Source organism: Qipengyuania sp. R86523, assembly GCF_044596365.1.
Classification (GTDB): domain Bacteria; phylum Pseudomonadota; class Alphaproteobacteria; order Sphingomonadales; family Sphingomonadaceae; genus Qipengyuania; species Qipengyuania citrea.
In genome coordinates, this window is sequence record NZ_CP138997.1 from 416,896 (window position 1) to 437,338 (window position 20,443).

Consider the following 20,443-nt stretch of genomic DNA (forward strand, 5'->3'; position numbering starts at 1 on the left):
TCGACAAGCGTTTCGCCGGCAGGCAGGGCAGGGCGATGAGTTTCAGAACCGTATTGACCGACCCCATGCTGCGCATGCTGGTGGCGGCGATCGCCGTCGCTGCGCTGCTGCCCGCCACCGGTGATGCGCGCGGCTGGGCGCAGATGGTGGCAAATGCCGCGATTTTCGTTCTCTTCCTGCTCAACGGCATGCGGATCGCCCGGCGAGATATCGTCGCCGGTTTCGCGAACTGGCGTTTCCTCGTCCCGCTGGTGTTGTGGGTGTTCGGGGGGATGGCGCTGGTCGGGCTGGCGCTCTCCTCGATCGGGCAGGGTCTACTGGCGCCGTCGGTCGCGCTCGGGTTCCTGTATCTGGGAACGCTGCCCTCCACCGTCCAATCGGCAACCTCCTACAGCTCGCTTGCTGGGGGCAATGTGGCGCTGTCGGTCGTCGGCGCGGCACTGCTCAACATCCTGGGCGTGTTCGTCACGGTGCCGCTGTTCCTCGCGCTGGGCGGCAGCGGCAGCGGGGCAGTGGGGATGGAAGTGATCGGCAAGATCATGCTGCTGCTGATCCTGCCCTTCGCCATTGGGCAGGCCGTCCAGGGCTTTACCTCGGGCTTCATCGCGCAGCACAAGCCGAAGATCGCCTGGATCGACCGCTTCGCTATTTCGGCGGCGGTCTATGTCGCGTTCTCGGGCGCGGTGGAGCAGGGCATCTGGTCGCGCGTCGCGGGAATCGACTGGGCGGTAATCGGCGCGCTGGTCGCCGCCTTCCTGCTGGCGGGCAATGTGGGCGCTTGGCTGGCGGGCGGCGCGCTCCGCCTCCAGCGGGCCGATCGCATCGCCTTCCTGTTCGCCGGGGCGCAGAAAAGCGCGGCGGTGGGTGCGCCGCTGGCGACGATCCTGTTTCCGCCCGAAGAGGCCGGCTTCCTGGTGATCGCGCTGCTGCTGTACCACTTCTTCCAGCTGGTGGTCGCCGCGCCGATCGCTAGTCGGCTGGCGTCGTCACCGCATCGGCCGGAAAGCGCCGGTTATGGCGCACCGACCACCAAAAGCTGAGACCGATCAGCACCGCGCCCAGCAGCCCGGTGATCGTTTCGGGAATGTGATAGCGCGCCGACAGCAGCATGATCACGCCCAGCACGATGATCGCCCAGAAGGCCCCGTGCTCGAGATAGCGATACTGCGCCAGAGTGCCGGTCCGCACGAGGTGGATCGTCATCGAACGCACGAACATTGCCCCGACCGACAGGCCCAGCGCGATGATCACCATGTTGTTCGACAGCGCGAAGGCCCCGATCACGCCGTCGAAGCTGAAGCTTGCGTCGAGCACTTCGAGATAGAGGAACCCGCCGAGACCGGATTTCACGATCTGGCCGGCAGCTTTCTTGGCCGCTTCGCGTTCCTCGATGATCGCGGCGATCGCGTGGACGGCGATGAAGGTCACCAGGCCGAGAACTGCGGCGGTGAGGAAGGTGATCTTGTCGGCCGGAACGAGCAGGGTGGAAACCCAGTAGACGAGTACGAGCACCAGCCCGATCTCGACTGCGGGCACATTCGAGAATTTGTTGATCGTCTTCTCGATCGCGGCGATCCAGTGCACTTCCTTGTCGTTGTCGAAGAAGAAGGTCAGCCCGACCATCGCCAGGAAGGCACCGCCGAAGCCGGCGATGCCGATATGCGCTTCGGAGACGATCCGTTCGTATTCCGCCGGATTGTTGAGCGATAGCGAAACCGCCTCGAGCGGCCCGACGCGTGCCGCGATGGCGACGATCGCGATCGGGAACACGATCCGCATGCCGAACACGGCGATCAGGATGCCGATGGTCAGAAACCGCTGTTGCCAGACCGGGTCCATGTCGCGCAGCACGGTGGCGTTGACCACCGCATTGTCGAAGCTCAGCGACACTTCGAGAATCGACAGCACGACGACGATCCACAGGATGCCGAGCGTGGCGGTGATCGATCCCGTGCTCGACCAGCCATACCATGCGGCCAGCGCGAAGCAGACTGCGGTGAAGCCGAACGAAAACGTGTAGTAATTGCGGATTGTTTCCATGGTCTGCGCCCGGTTGTCAGTTCTTCGGCTGATAGGTCTGGTCGGGAGTGGGGAAGCTGCGGCCCCGCACTTCCTCGGCATATTGCGCCACGGTCGTCTCGATGACCCCGGCGATGTCGGCATACTTCTTCACGAAACGCGGGACCCTCTCGAACATGCCCAGCATGTCCTCGGTCACCAGCACCTGCCCGTCGCATTGCGCCGAGGCGCCGATGCCGATGGTGGGGCACGACACTGCACCGGTCGCCTCGATGGCGATGGGTTCGAGCACCCCTTCGAGCACGATGGCAAAAGCGCCCGCCTCGTCGAGGGCGCGCGCATCGCCGACGATCTTCTCGGCTTCGGCGTCGCTGCGGCCGCGCGCGGCATAGCCGCCCAGCACATTCACCGCCTGCGGGGTGAGCCCAACATGGCCCATCACCGGGATGCCGCGCTGGTTGAGGAAACTGACCGTTTCCGCCATCTGCGCGCCGCCTTCGAGCTTCACCGCGGCCGCGCCCGATTGCTTGAGCAGGAAGGTCGCGCTTTCGAAGGCCTGCTGGGGCGACTGTTCGTACGACCCGAAAGGCATGTCGACCACGACCACCGAATGATAGCTGCCGCGCACGACCGCCGCGGCGTGGGTGGCCATCATGTCGAGCGTGACGGGGATGGTGGTGGGCAGGCCGTAGATCACCTGCGCCAGCGAATCCCCGACCAGCAGCATATCGCAATGCGCATCGAGCAATTGCGCCTGCCGCGCGGTGTAAGCGGTCAGCATCACCAGCGGCTTGGCGGTTTCCCCATCCGCCTTGTGTGCGCGGATTTTCGGGACCGTCAGCCGCTTCATGGGCTGGGGAGTGGGGTTGGCCCTGCTGGTGCTGGTATCGAGCTGGAAGGTGGTGGACATGGGCACCCACTAGCAAGCACGGGAACGATGGCAAAGCGAAGCTTGGATTCTCGCAAGATTGTGTGTTTAAGGGCGGACATGTGAGGCGCGGCCGGGATCGCCGCGGTTTGAGAGGAACAATCTGTACATGGTCGCCACCACGAGTTCGACGGGCGAGGGCTGGTCCTCGCGCACGGCATTCATCCTTGCCGCGGTGGGGGCCGCGGTCGGGCTGGGCAATATCTGGCGGTTTCCGACGCTGGCGGGCGAGAGCGGGGGCGGCGCATTCGTCATCGTCTACATCGCCTGCGTGTTCCTGCTCGGCCTGCCGCTGGTATTGTCGGAGATATTCATCGGACGCGTGGGCCAGACCGACGCGATCGGCTCGATTCGCCGGGTGGCGGCGCAGTCGCAGGCGAGCCCGGGATGGTCGGTGTTCGGTGCGGTCGGCGCGCTCGCCGCCTTCCTGATCGTGGCGTTCTATTCGGTGGTTGCCGGCTGGGTGCTGTATTACGTCGGCGTGATGGGCAGCGACCTCGCGCAGGCCATAATGGCAGGCGATCCGTTCCGCGGCGCGCTGGCGGGGGAAAGCCGCGAACAGATCCAGCAGCGGCTGGGCGACATGTTCGCCAATCCCGGTCTGCTCCTGGCAGTGCATTTCCTGTTCATGGGGCTGACGCTCTACATCGTTGCGCGCGGCGTCAGCTCGGGCATCGAGAAGGCCGCCACCTACCTTATGCCGGTGTTCTTCGTCCTGCTTGTCGGGCTGGTGATCTATGGCGCGATCGAAGGCGACATCGGCGACGCAGCGGCGTTCCTGTTCACCCCCGACTGGTCGAAACTCACCCCCGAAGTCATGAACTCGGCGCTTGGCCAGGCGCTGTTCTCGCTCTCGCTCGGCGTGGCCGGGCTGATCACTTACGGCTCCTATATCAAGGAAGGCAGCGCGCTCGGCCCGACGGCCGCGATCATCGCGATCGCCGATACCTGCGTGGCGCTGCTTGCCGGCCTGATGATCTTCCCGATCGTCTTCGCAGTCGGGCTCGATCCCGCTGCCGGTCCGACGCTGGTGTTCCAGACGCTGCCCTTCGCCTTCCAGACGATGCCCGGCGGGGCGCTGTTCGGCCTGCTGTTCTTCCTGCTGATCCTGGTCGCCGCGGTCACCAGCTCGATTTCGCTGCTCGAAGTGCCGACCGCCTACGGGATCGGCGAGCGCGGCTGGAGCCGGCCCAAGTCGGCCCTGATCTTCGGCGGCGGTGCGTTCCTGATCGGGATCGCCTGTCTGCTGGGCTACAACGTGTGGTCCGATGTCCGCCCGCTGGGCTTCTGGGACCTGTTCGCGGATACCGATATCCTCGACACGGTCGATGGCTTCACAGGCAAGGTCATGCTGCCCGTCGGGGCGCTGCTGACGTCGATATTCATCGGCTGGAAGGCGGATACGAACTTGCTGCGTACGACCACCGGCCTGTCGCCCTTGGCGTTCGGAATCTGGCGTTTCCTGCTGGCGTGGCTGTGCCCGCTGGCCGTGGCGATCATCCTGGTCACCGGGCTGTTCCCCGCCATTCTCGGCGGCTGAGCGCAGCGCCGCCAGCGGCGGAACCGGGACCGCGCCATTGCGCCGAGCGAACGGGATAGCCGACAAGCGATGCCGGACATGAAAAGGGCCGCCCCCATGTGGGAGCGGCCCTTGGTTTGCCCGGAGGCGAAATCCTAGAGGTCGACGCTCTTCGCGTGCTTTTCTTCGGCTTCGTCGACCACGGTCTTGCCCAGCGCCATCTTGGCAGTGGTGAGCAGGCCCAGGTCGCCGTTCCAGATTTCGGCATCGCCGAGATCCATGCGCAGGAACAGGATGTTGGGATCGTCCTTGCCGCCTTCGTACCAGGCTTCGACGAAATTGCTCCAGAACTGGTCGAACCGCTCCTTGCTGGTCTCGCGGGTCAGCGTGCCATCGAAGCGCGCAAAGACCTCGTGGCTCTTGCTCTCGAAAGTGGCCGTCGCGCGGCCGAGCTTGGCAAAATCGCTCTTGGTATGGGTGAAGAACCAGATCGAACTGTTCGCATCCTTGTCGAGCTGCGGGCTCATCGGCACTGCGGTAGAGCTCTGGCCGTCGAGCTGGAGGAAGAGGAAGGGCGAATCTGCCAGTGCCTTCCAGAACTGTTCCTTGAGTTCGTCGGGGTTCCCTGCGGCGTGTTTCATGGTGTCTCCTTGAGTTGGATTTACCCGATCAATGTACGAGCGCGCGGTTCGGTCCCGGATCGTGTGATTGGGGGATGACTGGGTCCGCCGAATTGCGAATCGCTCCGATATGGAACATAAAATGAACAAACGAGTCGTTCCGTCATGTCCCAACCCGATCCTGTCTCCTTGCCGTTCACGGCCTTTACCGATGTTGCCGCGCTGTCCGCACGGCGCAGCACGCGGTGGCGCCCCGGGTTAGCGGCACATCAGGGTCTGGCGCTGCACAACGAGGTCTTCGCCTCCACGCGCGAGAGTGCGGGCTGCGCCGCCGCGTTGGCGCTGGCGCTCGATGATGCCCGCTGCCTGCCGCGCGAAGCCGGGGACGAAGCGCAGGACCGGCGCAGCGTGCTGTGGGTCCAGACGCGCAAGGCCGCGCGGCGGGTGGGTCGGCCCTATCGCGCCGGCCTGCCACAGACCCTGCAGGGGCGGGTGATCCATGTCCTGGCGGAAAAGGCGGAAGATGCGCTCTTCGCACTGGAAGAAGGATTGCGCTGCCGTGATCTGGCCTTCGTGCTGGGAGAGATCGCCGGCAACCCGAAGGCGCTCGATTTCACTGCCTCGCGCCGGTTGACGCTGGCGAGCGAAAGGCACGGGGTGCCCTTGTTCCTGGTGCGGCTCGATGCCGCGCGCGACCTGTCTTCGGCACGCATGCGCTGGGAAGTCGCCTCGGCCCCTTCGCCTGCGCCGCACTGGGACCAGCGGGCCCCCGGTACTCCCCGCTGGCGGGCGGAGCTGTTCCGCGCGCGCGCGCATGCGCCGGGCGAATGGGTGCTGGGCGAGGAGCAGGGCGGGCTGATGGCCCGCAAGCCGGACGAAGAAACCGGAGAGGCGGCGGCGAACTGGGCGGCCGGGTTGCGCTTGCGCCATCCGCTGCGCCGGGCGTGAGCCCGCAGGAGGCGGGATCATCGCGGTCCCGCCGCATCCTGTCGATCTGGCTGCCCGCGCTGGCGATCGACCGCTGGCGCGTGATGGCGGACGAGCACAGCCGCGTGCTGGACAGGGGGCCGCTGGTGCTGATCGCCGACACGGCGCACGGCCCGCGGATCGAGGCGGTCAACCGTGCGGGGGCCGCTGCCGGCGCGCACAAGGGCATGATGCTCGCCGATGCGCGTACGCTCTGCCCCGAAATCGCCACCGCGCCCAGCGATCCGGCGGGCGATCTCGGCTTTCTCGAGACCCTGGCAATCTGGGCGCAGCGCTGGGGGCCGTGGTCCGCGCTCGACCCGCCCGACGGGCTGCTGGTCGATGTGACCGCGGTGGCGCATCTCTTCGGCGGCGAGAACCGGTTGCTTGCCGATGTGCAGCAGGCCTTTGCCCAGCGAAAGCTGGCGGTTCGCACGGCGATTGCGCCAACCGCCGGAGCCGCCTGGGCGCTGGCGCATCATGGCCGCGACGGGGCTATCGTCGAGGGGGCCGAAGCGATCGAACGCGCCCTGTCCGATCTGCCGGTGGCCGCGCTGCGGCTCGACCAGGATGTGGTGACCGTGTTGCGCCGGCTGGGGCTCAAACGGCTGGGCGAAATCGCGACCCTGGGGCGTGATGCGATCCAGCGCCGTTTCCGCAACCGCAAGTCGCCTGCCGCCAACCCGCTGGTCCGGCTCGACCAGCTGCTCGGGCGCGTGCCCGAACCGCTGCTGCCCGTCGTTCCGCAGCAGGTGCCGCTGGTTCAGCGGCGCTTGCTCGAACCGATCCGCCATCGCCAGTTGCTCGATACGGTGGTCACCGATCTTGCCGGGGACATGGCGCGCGAGCTCGAGGGGCAGGGGCAGGGTGCCCGGCGTCTCGAACTGGGGTTGTGGCGCGTCGATGGCGAAGTGGTGGTTCGCCGGCTCGAACTGGCGGCCGCGACACGCGATCCGGCGCATATCGTCCGGCTGTTCGCGGCGCGGCTCGACGATGTGGATGCCGGGTTCGGGATCGAGATGCTGCGCCTGCGGGCAAGTTGGGCGGAACCGCTGGCACTTGCCCAGGACGATATCGAGACCGCGGCGGAAACCCACGGCACGTCGCTGGCGGCCTGTATCGACCGGCTGACCGTCCGTCTCGGGGCGCAGGCGGTTACCCGCCCCGTGCCCTTTGCCAGCCATATTCCCGAGCGCGCGCAGCGCTGGCAGCCGCCGCTCGAACCGGAGGCATCCTCGCAAGGGCAGCTCGCTTTCCATGCGCGCCCGCTCAAGCTGCTCGACAGTCCCGAAAGCATTGCCGTGCTCTATGCGACGCCCGATGGCTATCCGCAGCGGTTTCGCTGGCGCGGGCAAGTGCACGAGGTGGCGCGGGTTGAAGGGCCCGAACGCATCGCGCCCGAATGGTGGCGCGAACGCGGCGGCGCGCGGTTGCGTGACTATTACCGGATCGAGGACGAAGCCGGCCGGCGGTACTGGATCTACCGCCTGGGCATCATCGGCGATGGCCGGGGCGGCCCTCCCGACTGGTACCTGCACGGTTTGTGTGCCTGAAACCGCCTCGATGCATCATTCGACATTGGCAGGGGGCTGTGTGGAACATATATAGAACGAATGGCTACGCAAACCGTCCTTCAGAAGCTCGAGATTCTCGCCGATGCGGCAAAATACGACGCTTCCTGCGCGTCCTCGGGCACGGCCAAGCGCACCAGCATGGGCGGTAAGGGAATCGGTTCGACCGAGGGGATGGGCATCTGCCATGCCTATGCACCCGACGGGCGCTGCATCTCGCTGCTCAAGATCCTGCTGACCAATCACTGCGTGTTCGACTGCCATTACTGCGTCAACCGCAAGAGTTCGAACGTCGCGCGGGCGCGGTTCACGCCGCAGGAGGTGGTCGACCTCACGCTGTCCTTCTACCGGCGCAATTATATCGAGGGGCTGTTCCTGTCCTCGGGCATCGTGAAGAACTCGAACCACACGATGGAACAGCTAGTGGAAGTCGCCCGTATCCTGCGGGAAGAACACGATTTTCGCGGGTATATCCATCTCAAGACCATTCCCGAGGCCGATGCCGAGATCGTCCACCAGGCGGGGCTTTATGCCGACCGCGTATCGATCAATGTCGAACTGCCGACCGACAGCGGCCTCACCCGGCTCGCGCCCGACAAGGATGCGCGGCAGATCGAAGGCGCGATGGGCCGGGTCAAGAGCGACATAAGCGAACTGAAAGACGCCAGAAAGCGCTTCAAGCACGCGCCGCGCTTCGCCCCCGCGGGCCAGTCGACGCAGATGATCGTCGGCGCCGATGCCGCGACCGATGCGGACATCGTCGGCAAGGCGAGCCGGCTGTATGACAATTTCCGCCTGCGCCGCGTCTATTACAGCGCCTTCTCGCCGATCCCCGATGCCAGCGCGGTGCTGCCGCTGAAACGTCCGCCGCTGATCCGCGAACACCGGCTCTACCAGTCCGACTGGCTGATGCGGTTCTACGGCTACAAGCCGGCCGAAGTGATGCAGGCGACCGAGGCGGACGGCAACCTGCCGCTCGACATCGATCCCAAGCTCGCCTGGGCGCTCAAATTCCGCGAACAGTTCCCGGTCGATGTCAACCGCGCCACCAGGGAACAATTGCTGCGCGTCCCCGGGCTGGGGGTGAAGGCAGTGGGCAAGATCCTTGCCAGCCGGCGCCATCGCAATCTGCGGCTCGACGATGTGGCGCGGCTGACGCTGTCGGTGACCAAGGTGCGGCCCTTTATCTGCACTGTCGACTGGCGGCCCGTCATGCTGACCGACCGTGCCGACCTGCGCAGCCTGCTCGCGCCCAAGACCGAGCAGCTGGAGCTGTTCACCGCATGAATTTCCTGTTTCTCTTTCACCGTCATCCCCGCGAAGGCGGGGATCCAGACAACGGACGTGGCTTGTGTTGCAGACCTTGTCTGGCCCCCTGCCTGCGCAGGGGCGACGGCTTGGGGGTGCTGGTGTGAGCGCGCTCCCGCAGGCCCGGCTCGCCCGCTACCACGTGGTCCACCTGCCCGAGCCGGACGATTTCGAGTTCTGGCGCGAGCAGGCCCGCACGCTGGTGCAATGCGAGGTCCCGCCCGATCGCATCGCCTGGGTCGAGCCGGGCGGCAATGGCGACCTGTTCGCGGCTGCACCGGCTGCGGAAAGCGAACGGGGCATGCCCGTCCCGCCCGCCGATGCGCGGCTGGTGCGCGCGAGCAAGCGCTTCGTGACGCTGGCGCGCAATGCCATCCTCCATTCCGACCCCGAGCGGTTCGCGCTGCTCTATCGCCTGCTGTGGCGGTTGCAGGCGAACGGGCGGATCATGGAGGACAAGGCCGATCCCGATGTGCGCCGGGTGGAGGAGCTGGCCAAGAATGTCCGCCGCGACAGCCACAAGATGCATGCCTTCGTCCGCTTCCGGCTGGTGGAGAACGAAGAGGGGGAAGGCGGCGAGCATTACGTCGCCTGGTTCGAACCCGATCACCATATCCTGCGCGCCAATGCGGGCTTCTTCATGCGGCGCTTTGCGAACATGCGCTGGTCGATCCTGACCCCGCGCGGTTCGCTGCACTGGGACGGGACGACCATGTCCGAAGGCCCGCCGGCCGAGCGGTCCGATGCGCCCGAAGGGGATCCGACGGAGGATCTGTGGCGCAGCTATTACGCCTCGATCTTCAATCCCGCGCGGCTGAAGATCGGCGCGATGCTCAAGGAAATGCCCAAGAAATACTGGAAGAACATGCCCGAAGCCGCGCTCATCCCCGAACTGGTGGCGGGCGCGCAGAACCGCGAGGCGCAGATGGTCGACAAGGGCAAGTCGCTGTTCGCGGACGGGCTGGAGGACCGGCCCGATACGCTGGCGGCGATCGACAAGGCGATCCATGCCTGCCGCAAATGCCCGATCGGCCAGCTCGACAACCATGCGGTGATGGGCGAGGGGCCGGACGATGCCGCGCTCATGATCGTGGGCGAACAGCCGGGCGACCAGGAGGATTTGTCGGGACGCCCCTTCGTCGGGCCCGCCGGGCAATTGCTCGACGTGCATCTGGAAAAGGCCGGGATCGACCGGCGCAGCGCCTATGTCACCAATACGGTGAAGCATTTCAAATATGTCCAGCGCGGCAAGCGGCGGCTGCACCAGAACCCGGGCGCGAAGGAAATCGACACCTGCCGTTGGTGGATCGAAAGCGAACGCGCGATCGTGCAGCCCAAACTGGTGCTGGCCATGGGCGCCAGTGCGGCGCGCGGGATGCTGGGCAAGACGGTCAGCATCACGAAGGCGCGGGGCCGCCCCATCCCGCTCGAGGATGGCAGCGAATTGTGGGTCACCGCGCATCCGTCCTACCTGTTGCGGCTCGATGGGCCCGCGCGGGAGGAACAGGCGCGCCTGTTCGATGCCGACCTTGCCGCGGTGCGTGCACGGCTCGCGGAACTAGCCGCGCCATGATGCCCTCAACTTCTCTCGTCACCCCCGTGAAGGCGGGGGTCCAGCCAAGCTTTCGCCCAGCGGCGCAGGTGGATGGATCCCTGCCTTCGCAGGAATGACGGCGAGACCTGCCCGTCATGCCCGAAAACGATCTCCAGATCCCCAAGCGGACGATCAAGCTCGATCCCGCGAGCATCGAGGCGCCGCCGCGTTCGCCCTTCGTCGAACTCGGACTCGTGTCCTGCTTCAGCTTCCTGCGCGGGGCGTCGGATGCGGTCGACCTGGTGCTGCAGGCGCGGGCGCTGGGTTACGATGCGATCGGGATTGCCGATGCCAATACGATGGCGGGCGTGGTGCGCATTCATACCGAGGCAAAAACGCTTAAACTGAAGCCGCTTATCGGTTGCAGGATAGAAACTGTCGAAGGTCTTGCCTTCCTGGCTTATCCGAACAATCGCGCCGGCTATGGCCAATTGTGCCGCCTGATCTCGGCCGGGCGGATGCGCACGCTCGACGGGGAATGGCAGGCCAAGGGCGCCTGCGACATCAGCCTTGCGATGCTGGCCAGGCATGCCGGGGATGTGCAGCTGATCCTGCTGCCCCCGCGCGATCTCGACCAGCGCTTTGCCGTGACGGTGCCGAGCAATGTCGTCCCCTTTTCGCCCGCCCCCCGGACAGAGGCATCCGAAGGCGGGCAAGCGGATCGGGTGCGGGTGGAAGGAACGCTGTCCGATATCCTGCCGCATATCGCGGCCCAGCTTCCCACCCTTCGCCACCTTGCCGCAAGCTTCCTCTATACCGACAGCGATATCGCGCGGATCGAACGGCTCGATGCACTCGCCAAGGCGCATGGCCTTGGCATCCTCGCCACCAATGACGTGCATTACGCCACGCCCGACAGGCGCCCGTTGCAGGACGTGATGACCGCGATCCGCCACAAGACCACCGTGGCGGCGGCGGGGCATCTGCTGGAGAGCAATGGCGAACGCTATCTCAAGCCGCCCGCGACCATGATCAGGCTGTTCGATAGCTGGCCGCATGCGATTGCCGCCACGCGCGAAGTGGCCGATGCCTGCGATTTCAGTCTCGACGAACTGGCGTATGAATATCCCGAGGAAATATACCCCGACGGGCAGGCGCCGCAGCAATATCTCACCAGCGAAACGTGGAAAGGGGCCGCCTGGCGCTATCCCGGCGGCGTGCCGGAGACTGTGCGCGAAACGATCGAACGCGAACTGGCGCTGATCGGCAAGCTCGACCTGGCGCGATACTTCCTCACCATCAAGGATATCGTCGATTATGCGCGCGGGGTCGATCCGCCGATCCTGTGCCAGGGGCGCGGCAGCGCGGCCAATTCGGCGGTCTGCTATTGTCTCGGCATCACCAGCGTCGATCCGGCCAAGCACGCGCTGCTGTTCGACCGTTTCATTTCGGAAGAACGCAAGGAGCCGCCCGACATCGACGTCGATTTCGAGCATGAGCGGCGCGAAGAGGTGATCCAGTACATTTATCGCAAATACGGCCGCCACCGCGCCGGCCTGTGCGCCACGGTGATCCATTACCGCCCGCGCATGGCGATCCGCGAAGTGGGCAAGGCGATGGGGCTGACCGAGGATGTCACCGCTGCGCTGGCCAAGACCGTATGGGGCGGGTGGGGCCGCGAGATCAGCGAGAAACACGCTGCCGAGACGGGCATGGATGTGCGCGATCCGCACTTGCGCCGGGTTCTTAAACTGACCGAGCAAATGATTGGTATGCCGCGGCATTTGTCGCAGCATGTCGGCGGTTTCATCCTCACCGAAAGCGCGCTGACCGAAACCGTGCCGATCGGCAATGGCGCGATGCCCGAACGCAGTTTCATCGAATGGGACAAGGACGATATCGAGGCGCTCGGCATCCTCAAGGTCGATGTCCTCGCGCTGGGCATGCTGACCTGCATCCGCAAGTGCCTCGACCTGCTCGACGATCACTACAATCGCCCGCTCAGCCTTGCCAGCGTCCCGCGCGAGGACCCGGAAACCTATGCCATGCTGCGCAAGGGGGATTCGCTGGGCGTATTCCAGGTTGAGAGCCGTGCGCAGATGAACATGTTGCCGCGGCTGCGCCCGCGCGAATTCTACGATCTCGTGATCCAGGTCGCCATCGTGCGCCCGGGGCCGATCCAGGGCGACATGGTGCACCCCTATCTCAAGCGCCGGCGCGGGGCCGAACAGGTCGTCATTCCCGCGCCTGCCCCCGAGCATGGCCCGCCCGACGAATTGTCGAGCATCCTCGAACGCACGCTGGGTGTGCCGATCTTCCAGGAACAGGCGATGAAGATCGCGCTCGACGCCGCGAAATTCTCCTCGCGCGAGGCGAACCGGCTGCGCAAGGCGATGGCGACCTTCCGCAGCCGCGGCATGGTCGACGAATTGCAGGACATGATGGTCGAGCGCATGGTCGAACGCGGCTACGACCGCGAATTCGCGCAGCGCTGCTTCAACCAGATCCGCGGTTTCGGCGAATACGGTTTCCCCGAAAGCCACGCCGCCAGCTTCGCGCATCTCGTCTATGTCTCGAGCTGGCTCAAATGCCATTTCCCCGCCGCCTTTGGCTGCGCGCTGCTCAATTCGCAGCCGATGGGGTTCTATGCCCCCGCGCAGATCGTGCGCGACGCGCGCGAGCATGGCGTCAGCGTGCTGCCCGCTGACGTCAATCTGTCGCAGTGGGATTGCACGCTGGAGGATATTGGCGGCGAGGCACCCGCGAGCGGCCGAGAACGGGGGCGGGGCAGGCAGGACAGGAATATCGCGCTCCGCCTTGGCCTGCGGCAGGTCGACGGCCTGCCAGAGGCCGTGGCGGCGCGGCTGATCGCCGAGCGCGAGGCGGGCGGGCCCTATGCCGATGTCGCCGCGCTCAAGGACCGCGCGCGGATCGGCCCGGCGCATATCGAACGCCTGGCCAGCGGGGACTGCTTCGGTTCGATGCAGCTGTCGCGCAGGCAGGCGCTGTGGGATGCGCGCAGCATCGTGGGCGGGGCGGACCTGCCACTGTTCGCCGCTGCTGCTGCGCGCGAGGAGGGGGCCGAGACCGTGCGGACGCAGCTTCCCGCCATGCCGCTGAGCGAGGAAGTGGTGGCCGATTACCAGACCACGCGGCTGAGCCTGAAGGCGCATCCGATGGCCTTCCTGCGCGCCAGCCTGGCCGAACGCGGTTTCGTGCGCGCCTGCGATCTGCGCAGCCGCAAGTTCCGCAGCATGGTGCATGTCGCGGGCGTGGTGCTGATCCGCCAGCGACCGGGCAGCGCCAAGGGGGTCTGCTTCATCACGCTGGAAGACGAGACCGGTGTCATCAACCTCGTGGTCTGGCCGGATCTGAAGGAAAAACAACGCCGTGTGGTCATGGGTTCACGGCTGATGGAGGTGCGCGGCCGGGTCGAATATGACGACGAGGTGATCCATGTGATCGCGCATCACATGGAGGATGCGACGCACCAGCTCTACCGGCTCTCCGACGACATGCTCAATGCGCCGGTCGCGCGCGCGGACCATGTCACGACGCCGCTGCCCGCGAAGTTCAATCCGCGCGACAATCTCAGGGAAGGCGGGGACGACCCCTACCGGCCGGTCGAGCCGTGGGAGGAGCCCCCGCCGGGCAATCGCGAATGCGGGTGGTTCGGCCCCAATTCGGGCGGGCATCCGCGTGATGCGCGGATCATTCCCCCGAGCCGCGACTTCCACTAGGCGCGCTGCATGATCGATGCCGAAAAGCTCGCCGCCTTCGCGCTGGTGACCGCGACCACCAGCCTGGTGCCAGGGCAATCGATGCTGTTCGTCATGGGGCAGGCAGTCTGGCGCGGTGCGCGCTCGGGCTGGGCGGCGCTGCTGGGCATGCAGAGCGGCTACCTGGTGTGGTGGGTGCTGGTCGCATTGGGGCTCGGCACGCTGGCGGCGGCCTATCCGCTGGCCTTCCGGGTGCTGGCCTTTGCGGGGATCGGCTATCTCGCATGGCTCGGCATTGCGGCGATCCGGCACTCCTTCCACGCGGGAGAGGAAGCACCGCCAACTGCCCGCGGGCCTTCGCACCATGCCTTTCGCGACGGCATCCTCATCGCCATCGGCAATCCCAAGTCGCTGATCTAAATGCTCGCGATCATCCCGCCCTTCGTCGATGCCGCATCGCCGATCGGTCCGCAGATCATCCTTCTCGCCGTTCTCGCTCTCGTGATCGACGTGCCGGTCGGGGCGCTGTACATCGGTGCCGGGCAGCGGCTCGCCCGCCTGATGGCGCGCGCGGCCACGCGGCGCTGGATCGATCGCGGCATTGGAACGGTTTTCCTCCTGATAGCGGCCCTCGTGCTGGCCGAATTATTGGGGACGGAGCTGTGACACGGATGATATCGCGACGAATCGGACACTTTGCCGGCGACCGGCGGGTGGCACTGCTGCTCGTCATGGCGGGACTTCTGCTGAGCGGCCGGGTCTGGCTCGCCGAGCATCCCGAGCACAATCCCTGGGCACCGCTCGACCTGCGCGATCCGCCGGGCTGGGCGACCGAAACCAAGCTGCTCGCGCTGCGCGAGGATGCTCCGGCATGCCGTGCAGTGCTCGAACGCAGCGATATCGCGCATGATGTGCTCGAACCCGCGGGCGAGGGCGCGTGTCGCCGCGAGGATCGCACGCGGCTCACCGACTATCCGCTCAGCCCGAACACGCCGCCGGTCACCTGCCCTGCGTCGATCGCGCTGTTGCTATGGGAGCGCGATGTCCTGAAGCCCACTGCACACGACATATTCGGGTCGGAAATCGCGCGGATAGAGCATCTTGGCGCCTATTCCTGCCGCCGTCTCTATGGCCGTGACAGCGGCGCCTGGAGCGAACATGCCACTGCCAACGCGATCGATATCGCCGGCTTCGTACTTGCCGACGGGACGCGGATTAGCGTGCTGCACGATTGGTCCGGTGAGGGGGACAAAGCGCAATTCCTGCGCACCGTGCGCGATGGTGCGTGCCGCAGCTTCGCGACCGTATTGTCTCCCGATTACAATGCCGCGCATGCGGACCATTTCCATCTCGACATGAGCCCGCGCTGGAACAGCGTGTGCCGCTAGGTCAGGCCTCGAGCGAATAGCCCGCGCTGCGCACCGTGCGCACCGGATCCTTCGCGCCGTCGATCTCGATCGCCTTGCGCAGGCGCCGGATATGGACATCGACCGTGCGCAGCTCGATCTCGCTTTCGGTACCCCAGACTCCGTCGAGCAGCTGCCCGCGGCTGAACACGCGGCCCGGGCTTTCCATGAAGAATTTGAGCAGACGATATTCGGTCGGGCCGAGCTGCAAGGTGCGGCCGCGGCGGGTGACCTTGTGCGCCACAGGATCGAGCGTGATATCGCCGACCTCGATGCTTTCGCCGGCCAGCGCGGGGCGAATACGCCGCATGACCGCCGCCACGCGCGCGAGCAGTTCGCGCGGGGAAAAGGGCTTGGTGAGGTAATCGTCGGCGCCCGTATCGAGCCCGCGCACGCGGTCGTCCTCGGCCTCGCGTGCGGTGAGCATGATGATCGGGACATGCGCGGTCTGTTTGTCGCGCCGCAACCGGCGGCAAACCTCGATCCCGCTGGTGCCTTCGATCATCCAGTCGAGGATGACGAGGTCGGGCACATCCTCGGTCGCCAGCAACAGTGCCTCGTCGCCGTCTGGGGTCGTGCGAACCTGGTAGCCTTCGTTGGTGAAGCGGTATTCGAGCAGCTCAGAAAGAGCCGGGTCGTCTTCCACCAATAACAGTTTCGCAGCGTGCAAATGCTTGCCTTTCCGGGGAGTTTCAGTCTCGGTCGGCACAGCATTATGACCCCAGCGCTACAGTTTTATGTCAGCCATCCTCGTCGAGAGGATATGTCCCGGTAGCGGCGAAGTGAACCATTTCAGCCACATTCGTCGCGTGGTCGCCAATGCGCTCGAGGTTGCGGGCCACGAACAGCATCTGCGCCGCGCTCGAGATGGTCGAAGGGTTTTCGACCATATGGCTGACGAGGTTGCGGAAGATCGAATTGTAGAAGGCGTCGACCTTCTCATCGGTAGCGATGACCTCGCGTGCCAGTTCGGCATCGCGCGCCGCATAGGCGGTCAGCACGTCGTGGACCATTTCTGCGGCTACGTCGGCCATCGCGGGGAGCAGGGTCAGCGGTTCGAACTGCTTGCGGTTGCCCCCGATCGCCTTGCTCGCCTTGGCGATGTTCTTCGAATAGTCCCCGATCCGTTCGACGACGCCGGCAATCTTGAGCGCCGCGATCACCTCGCGCAGATCGTCCGCCATCGGCGCACGCAGCGCGATGATCCGCACCGCGAGCTTGTCGATCTCGCTTTCGAGCGCGTCGATCTTCTTGTCCGCCTTGACGACGCGGTCGGCAAGCTCGTCGTCGCCATTGACCAGCGCCTCGAGCGATTGCGCGATCGCCGCTTCGGAAAGACCACCCATCTCGGCAATCAGTCCGCGCAGGCGGGTGATGTCCTCGTCGAATGCCTTGACGGTATGTTCTTGCATCGAATTCATAGCCTTAACCGTAGCGGCCCGTGATGTAATCCTGGGTCCGCTGCTCATGCGGATTGGTGAATATATCGGACGTACGGCCATATTCGACCATCTTTCCGAGATGGAAAAAGGCAGTACGCTGACTGACACGTGCAGCCTGCTGCATCGAGTGCGTCACGATGACGATAGCATAGCGACCATTAAGTTCCGCAATCAGTTCCTCGATCTTGGCGGTGGCGATCGGATCGAGCGCTGAGCAGGGTTCGTCCATCAGGATGACTTCGGGGTCGACCGCAATGGCGCGCGCGATGCACAGCCGCTGCTGCTGACCGCCCGACAGCGCCGTGCCGCTGTCCTGCAGGCGTTCCTTGACCTCTTCCCACAGGCCAGCGCGCCGCAGCGATTTCTCGACGATCGCGTCGAGTTCGTCCTTGCCTTCGGCGAGGCCGTGGATCTTGGGACCATAGGCGATGTTGTCGTAGATCGACTTGGGGAAGGGGTTGGGCTTCTGGAACACCATGCCGACACGCGCGCGCAGCTGGACGACATCCATGCCCGAGGCGTAGATGTCCTCGCCGTCGAGCTGGATGCTGCCCTCGACCCGCGCCGTGGGAATCGTGTCGTTCATGCGGTTCAGCGTCCGCAGGAACGTTGATTTGCCGCAGCCCGAGGGACCGATGAACGCGGTCACATATTCGGTCGGGATATCGATCGAAACCTCGTCGATCGCCTTCTTGTCGCCGTAGAATACGGAGACCGCCTCGGCTCTCATCTTGGCTTCGGTTTTCTCGAGGTTGTCGTGGACTACGGTCACCAGGTTTTCTCGAATTTGTTACGCAGGTAGATGGCGAGCCCGTTCATCACGAGCAGGAATAGCAATAGCACGATGATCGCCGCGCTGGTGCGTTCCACGAAGCCGCGGTCGATTTCATCGGACCACAGGAAAATTTGCATCGGCAGCACGGTTGCGGGCGATGTGAAGCCGTCGGGCGGCGTGGCCACGAAGGCGCGCATGCCGATCATCAGCAGCGGCGCGGTTTCGCCGAGCGCTCGGGCCATGCCGATGATAGTGCCGGTCAGGATGCCGGGCAAGGCGAGCGGAAGGACGTGGTGGAAGACCACCTGCACGGGCGAGGCGCCGATTGCGAGCGCGCCGTCGCGGATGCTCGGCGGCACTGCCTTGATCGCATTGCGACCGGCAATAACGATGACCGGCATGGTCATCAGCGCCAGCGTCATACCGCCGATCAGCGGGGCCGATCGCAGATTGGGGAACAGCGTGAGGAACACCGCGAGCCCGAGCAGGCCGAAGATGATCGACGGCACCGCGGCCAGATTGTTGATCGACAGTTCGATCAGATCGGTCCAGCGGTTCTTGGGGGCGTATTCCTCCAGATAAAGCGCGGCCAGCACCCCGATCGGGAAGGCGAGCAGCAGCGTCACCACCATCGTCAGAAGCGAGCCTTTGAGCGCACCCCAGATCCCGACCTGCTGGGGGTTGGTGGCATCGGACCGGCCCAGGAAGCCCGGGTCGAAATTCTTTGCCAGCCGGCCTTCTTCGTAAAGCCCCGCCGCCAGGGCCTGCATTTCGGGCGAGCCTTCGCCCTCGTAACCCGAGGCGAGGTTGGCCGAAGCGGGCAGCCAGAAGCTTTCGCTGCGCTGGAGAACCGCTGGATCGGCGATGATCGCGGTAGCGACGTCGCGCCACGCCTGCGCGCCGAGCTCTTCCGCAGCCGCTTCGCCCAGTTCTTCCTCGGCGAAATACTGCACGACATCGCGCAGGCCCTGCGCCTCGAGCGATGCCAACGCACCGGGTTGGTCCATCGCCGCAGGGTCGGCGGCGATACCGGCCTCGGTGAAATCGATCGGCACTTCCATTTCGACCCGCTGGAAACCGCCGATGCCGTTGAAGGTCATCGTTCCCAGCAGGAACACCAGGACCGCGACCGAGAACACGATGGCGCCGAGACCGAGCGCGCGGAAGCGGCGCTCGGAAGCGTAGCGTTTCTTCAGCCGCGCTTCGAATTCGGGCGTGCGCGTGGGGGCGATGCGCTCACTCATATGCTTCGCGGTACCTCTTGACGACGCGCAGGGCGACGAAGTTCAATCCCAGCGTCACCATGAACAGGACGAAGCCAAGGGCGAACGCGCTGAGAGTGGCGGGATGGTCGAAACTGCCTTCGCCGGTCAGCATGGCGACGATCTGCACGGTGACAGTGGTCATCGATTCGAGCGGATTGGCCGACAGATTGGCGGCGGTCGAGGCGGCCATGACAACGATCATGGTTTCACCGATGGCGCGGCTGATCGCCAGCATGATCCCGGCAACGATACCAGGCAGCGCGGCGGGAATCATGACGCGCTTGATCGTTTCCGAGCGCGTGGCCCCCATCGCGAGGCTGCCGTCGCGCATGGCGCCGGGGACCGCGGCGATCGAATCGTCGGCCATCGAGGAGACGAAGGGTATGATCATGACGCCCATCACGAGGCCGGCGGCGAGTGCGCTTTCGCTCGACGGGTTCGATACGCCCATGCCGATGGCGAGGTCGCGGATCGCCGGGGCGATCGTCAGCGCGGCGAAATAGCCGTAGACGACGGTCGGGACACCGGCGAGGATTTCGAGCGCGGGCTTGATCCAGCGCCGCAACGCCGGGTCGGCATATTGCGTCAGGTAGATCGCGCTCATCAGGCCCAGCGGGATGGCGACGATCATGGCGATGATCGCACCGATGAAGAGCGTGCCCCAGAACAGAGGCACCGCGCCGTAGCGGGTACCATCGGGATTGTCGGGGTTGGCCATCGGGTCGGGGCCCCAATGCGTGCCGAACAGGAAGTCCAGCGGCGACACCATGCCGAAAAACCGGACCGTCTCGAACACCAGGCTGGCGAGGATGCCGATCGTCGTCAGGATGGCCACCAGCGAAGCGCCCAGGAGGATCGCCATGACGATGCGTTCGACCTTGCTGCGCGCGGCGAAGTCGGGCCGCAGCCGCAGGAAAGCGAAGGTGCCGGCCAGGAAGGCGACCAGCAGCGATACGATGATCCCGATCGTGTTGTAGTAGAACAGCGCTTCGCGATAGGGTTCGACGAGCGCTGCAGCCTGCGGATTGAAGACCGCAGAGGACGCGCCCGTCGCTACCGCACGCGCTTCGTTGAGGATGGTCTGGCGCTGGAAGCCGAAGGCGGGCAGTTCGGCTGCCGCCGGGCTCGCCAGGACCTGCTGGGTCACCAGGCCGGGAGCGATGGCGCTCCACAGCGCGATGAACGCGACCATCGGCAGGATGATCCACAGCGCGACATACCATGCATGGTAAACCGGCAGGCTGGGCAGCCGCCGTTCGGCGCTGTCGCGCCGGAAGGCCCATGCGCGGGCACGGGCCGCCAGCCATCCGGCGAGCCCGAGCCCGAGGGCCAGGAAGAGCAGGATAGCTGGCGACATAAGTTGCTTTCAGA

General features: G+C 65.5%; 18 protein-coding genes. 10 read left to right on the forward strand and 8 right to left on the reverse strand.

What is annotated here, in order from left to right; all coding sequences use genetic code 11:
- Positions 1-35 precede the first annotated feature (35 nt).
- Positions 36-1,040 (forward strand): bile acid:sodium symporter family protein, encoded by a 1,005-nt coding sequence (locus SJY12_RS02025; protein ID WP_397505835.1) that lies wholly within the window; start codon positions 36-38, stop codon positions 1,038-1,040.
- Here the strand turns inward: SJY12_RS02025 and SJY12_RS02030 are convergent.
- Together SJY12_RS02030 and panB are read right to left on the reverse strand one after the other, a co-directional pair.
- Positions 970-2,040: a DUF475 domain-containing protein gene (locus SJY12_RS02030; RefSeq protein WP_230832802.1), complete on the reverse strand. Its 1,071-nt coding sequence runs from the start codon at positions 2,038-2,040 to the stop codon at positions 970-972. The two genes, SJY12_RS02025 and SJY12_RS02030, sit on opposite strands and share 71 nt — an antisense overlap.
- Before the next feature lie 16 nt (positions 2,041-2,056).
- Positions 2,057-2,929 carry a 3-methyl-2-oxobutanoate hydroxymethyltransferase gene (panB, locus tag SJY12_RS02035; RefSeq protein WP_050600670.1) on the reverse strand — a complete coding sequence of 291 codons (873 nt, stop codon included), beginning with the start codon at positions 2,927-2,929 and terminating at the stop codon, positions 2,057-2,059.
- Positions 2,930-3,056: 127 nt separating this feature from the next.
- Here panB and SJY12_RS02040 point away from each other — a divergent pair, with 127 nt between their 5' ends.
- Complete coding sequence (locus SJY12_RS02040; protein WP_050600669.1) at positions 3,057-4,487, forward strand: sodium-dependent transporter; 1,431 nt, start codon at positions 3,057-3,059, stop codon at positions 4,485-4,487.
- Positions 4,488-4,621: 134 nt separating this feature from the next.
- On the opposite strand, the gene SJY12_RS02045 is transcribed toward SJY12_RS02040, so the two are convergent.
- A complete protein-coding gene (locus SJY12_RS02045) occupies positions 4,622-5,107 on the reverse strand; it encodes a pyridoxamine 5'-phosphate oxidase family protein (protein ID WP_397505836.1) in 486 nt (161 codons plus the stop codon).
- Positions 5,108-5,251: 144 nt separating this feature from the next.
- Between SJY12_RS02045 and SJY12_RS02050 the strand changes: the two genes are divergently transcribed.
- From SJY12_RS02050 to SJY12_RS02085, 8 genes are all read left to right on the forward strand, one after another.
- Complete coding sequence (locus tag SJY12_RS02050; protein ID WP_348345732.1) at positions 5,252-6,034, forward strand: hypothetical protein; 783 nt, start codon at positions 5,252-5,254, stop codon at positions 6,032-6,034.
- An 83-nt stretch (positions 6,035-6,117) separates the two neighbouring features.
- Positions 6,118-7,605, forward strand: coding sequence for a DUF6504 family protein (locus tag SJY12_RS02055; protein WP_082835749.1), 1,488 nt, complete (start codon positions 6,118-6,120; stop codon positions 7,603-7,605).
- Positions 7,606-7,665: 60 nt separating this feature from the next.
- Complete coding sequence (locus SJY12_RS02060) at positions 7,666-8,910, forward strand: putative DNA modification/repair radical SAM protein (RefSeq protein ID WP_050600665.1); 1,245 nt, start codon at positions 7,666-7,668, stop codon at positions 8,908-8,910.
- Between the two features lie 124 nt (positions 8,911-9,034).
- A complete protein-coding gene (locus tag SJY12_RS02065; protein ID WP_397505837.1) occupies positions 9,035-10,504 on the forward strand; it encodes a UdgX family uracil-DNA binding protein in 1,470 nt (489 codons plus the stop codon).
- A 116-nt stretch (positions 10,505-10,620) separates the two neighbouring features.
- The gene (locus SJY12_RS02070; RefSeq protein WP_397505838.1) at positions 10,621-14,205 is read left to right on the forward strand and encodes an error-prone DNA polymerase; all 3,585 of its coding nucleotides are present in this window, start codon (positions 10,621-10,623) and stop codon (positions 14,203-14,205) included.
- 9 nt (positions 14,206-14,214) lie between these two features.
- On the forward strand, positions 14,215-14,604 hold the full coding sequence (locus SJY12_RS02075; protein WP_397505839.1) for a LysE family translocator: 390 nt from the start codon (positions 14,215-14,217) through the stop codon (positions 14,602-14,604).
- Complete coding sequence (locus tag SJY12_RS02080; protein ID WP_397505840.1) at positions 14,605-14,850, forward strand: hypothetical protein; 246 nt, start codon at positions 14,605-14,607, stop codon at positions 14,848-14,850. It begins immediately after the preceding gene.
- A gap of 65 nt (positions 14,851-14,915) precedes the next feature.
- Positions 14,916-15,572 (forward strand): extensin family protein, encoded by a 657-nt coding sequence (locus tag SJY12_RS02085; RefSeq protein ID WP_397505841.1) that lies wholly within the window; start codon positions 14,916-14,918, stop codon positions 15,570-15,572.
- Between the two features lies 1 nt (position 15,573).
- Here SJY12_RS02085 and phoB read toward each other — a convergent pair whose 3' ends face one another.
- The 5 genes from phoB to pstC form a co-directional block, all read right to left on the reverse strand.
- Positions 15,574-16,260, reverse strand: a complete 687-nt coding sequence (gene phoB, locus SJY12_RS02090) for a phosphate regulon transcriptional regulator PhoB (protein ID WP_050600662.1) — start codon at positions 16,258-16,260, stop codon at positions 15,574-15,576.
- A 70-nt stretch (positions 16,261-16,330) separates the two neighbouring features.
- Entirely contained in the window at positions 16,331-17,002 is a 672-nt protein-coding gene (gene phoU, locus SJY12_RS02095) for a phosphate signaling complex protein PhoU (protein WP_050600726.1), read from the reverse strand.
- 13 nt (positions 17,003-17,015) lie between these two features.
- Complete coding sequence (pstB, locus tag SJY12_RS02100) at positions 17,016-17,762, reverse strand: phosphate ABC transporter ATP-binding protein PstB (protein WP_050600725.1); 747 nt, start codon at positions 17,760-17,762, stop codon at positions 17,016-17,018.
- A 38-nt stretch (positions 17,763-17,800) separates the two neighbouring features.
- Positions 17,801-19,051 carry a phosphate ABC transporter permease PstA gene (pstA, locus tag SJY12_RS02105; RefSeq protein ID WP_397505842.1) on the reverse strand — a complete coding sequence of 417 codons (1,251 nt, stop codon included), beginning with the start codon at positions 19,049-19,051 and terminating at the stop codon, positions 17,801-17,803.
- Positions 19,044-20,429, reverse strand: coding sequence for a phosphate ABC transporter permease subunit PstC (gene pstC, locus SJY12_RS02110; protein WP_063535348.1), 1,386 nt, complete (start codon positions 20,427-20,429; stop codon positions 19,044-19,046). The genes pstA and pstC overlap by 8 nt, the downstream gene beginning before the upstream one ends.
- Between the last annotated feature and the right edge of the window lie 14 nt (positions 20,430-20,443).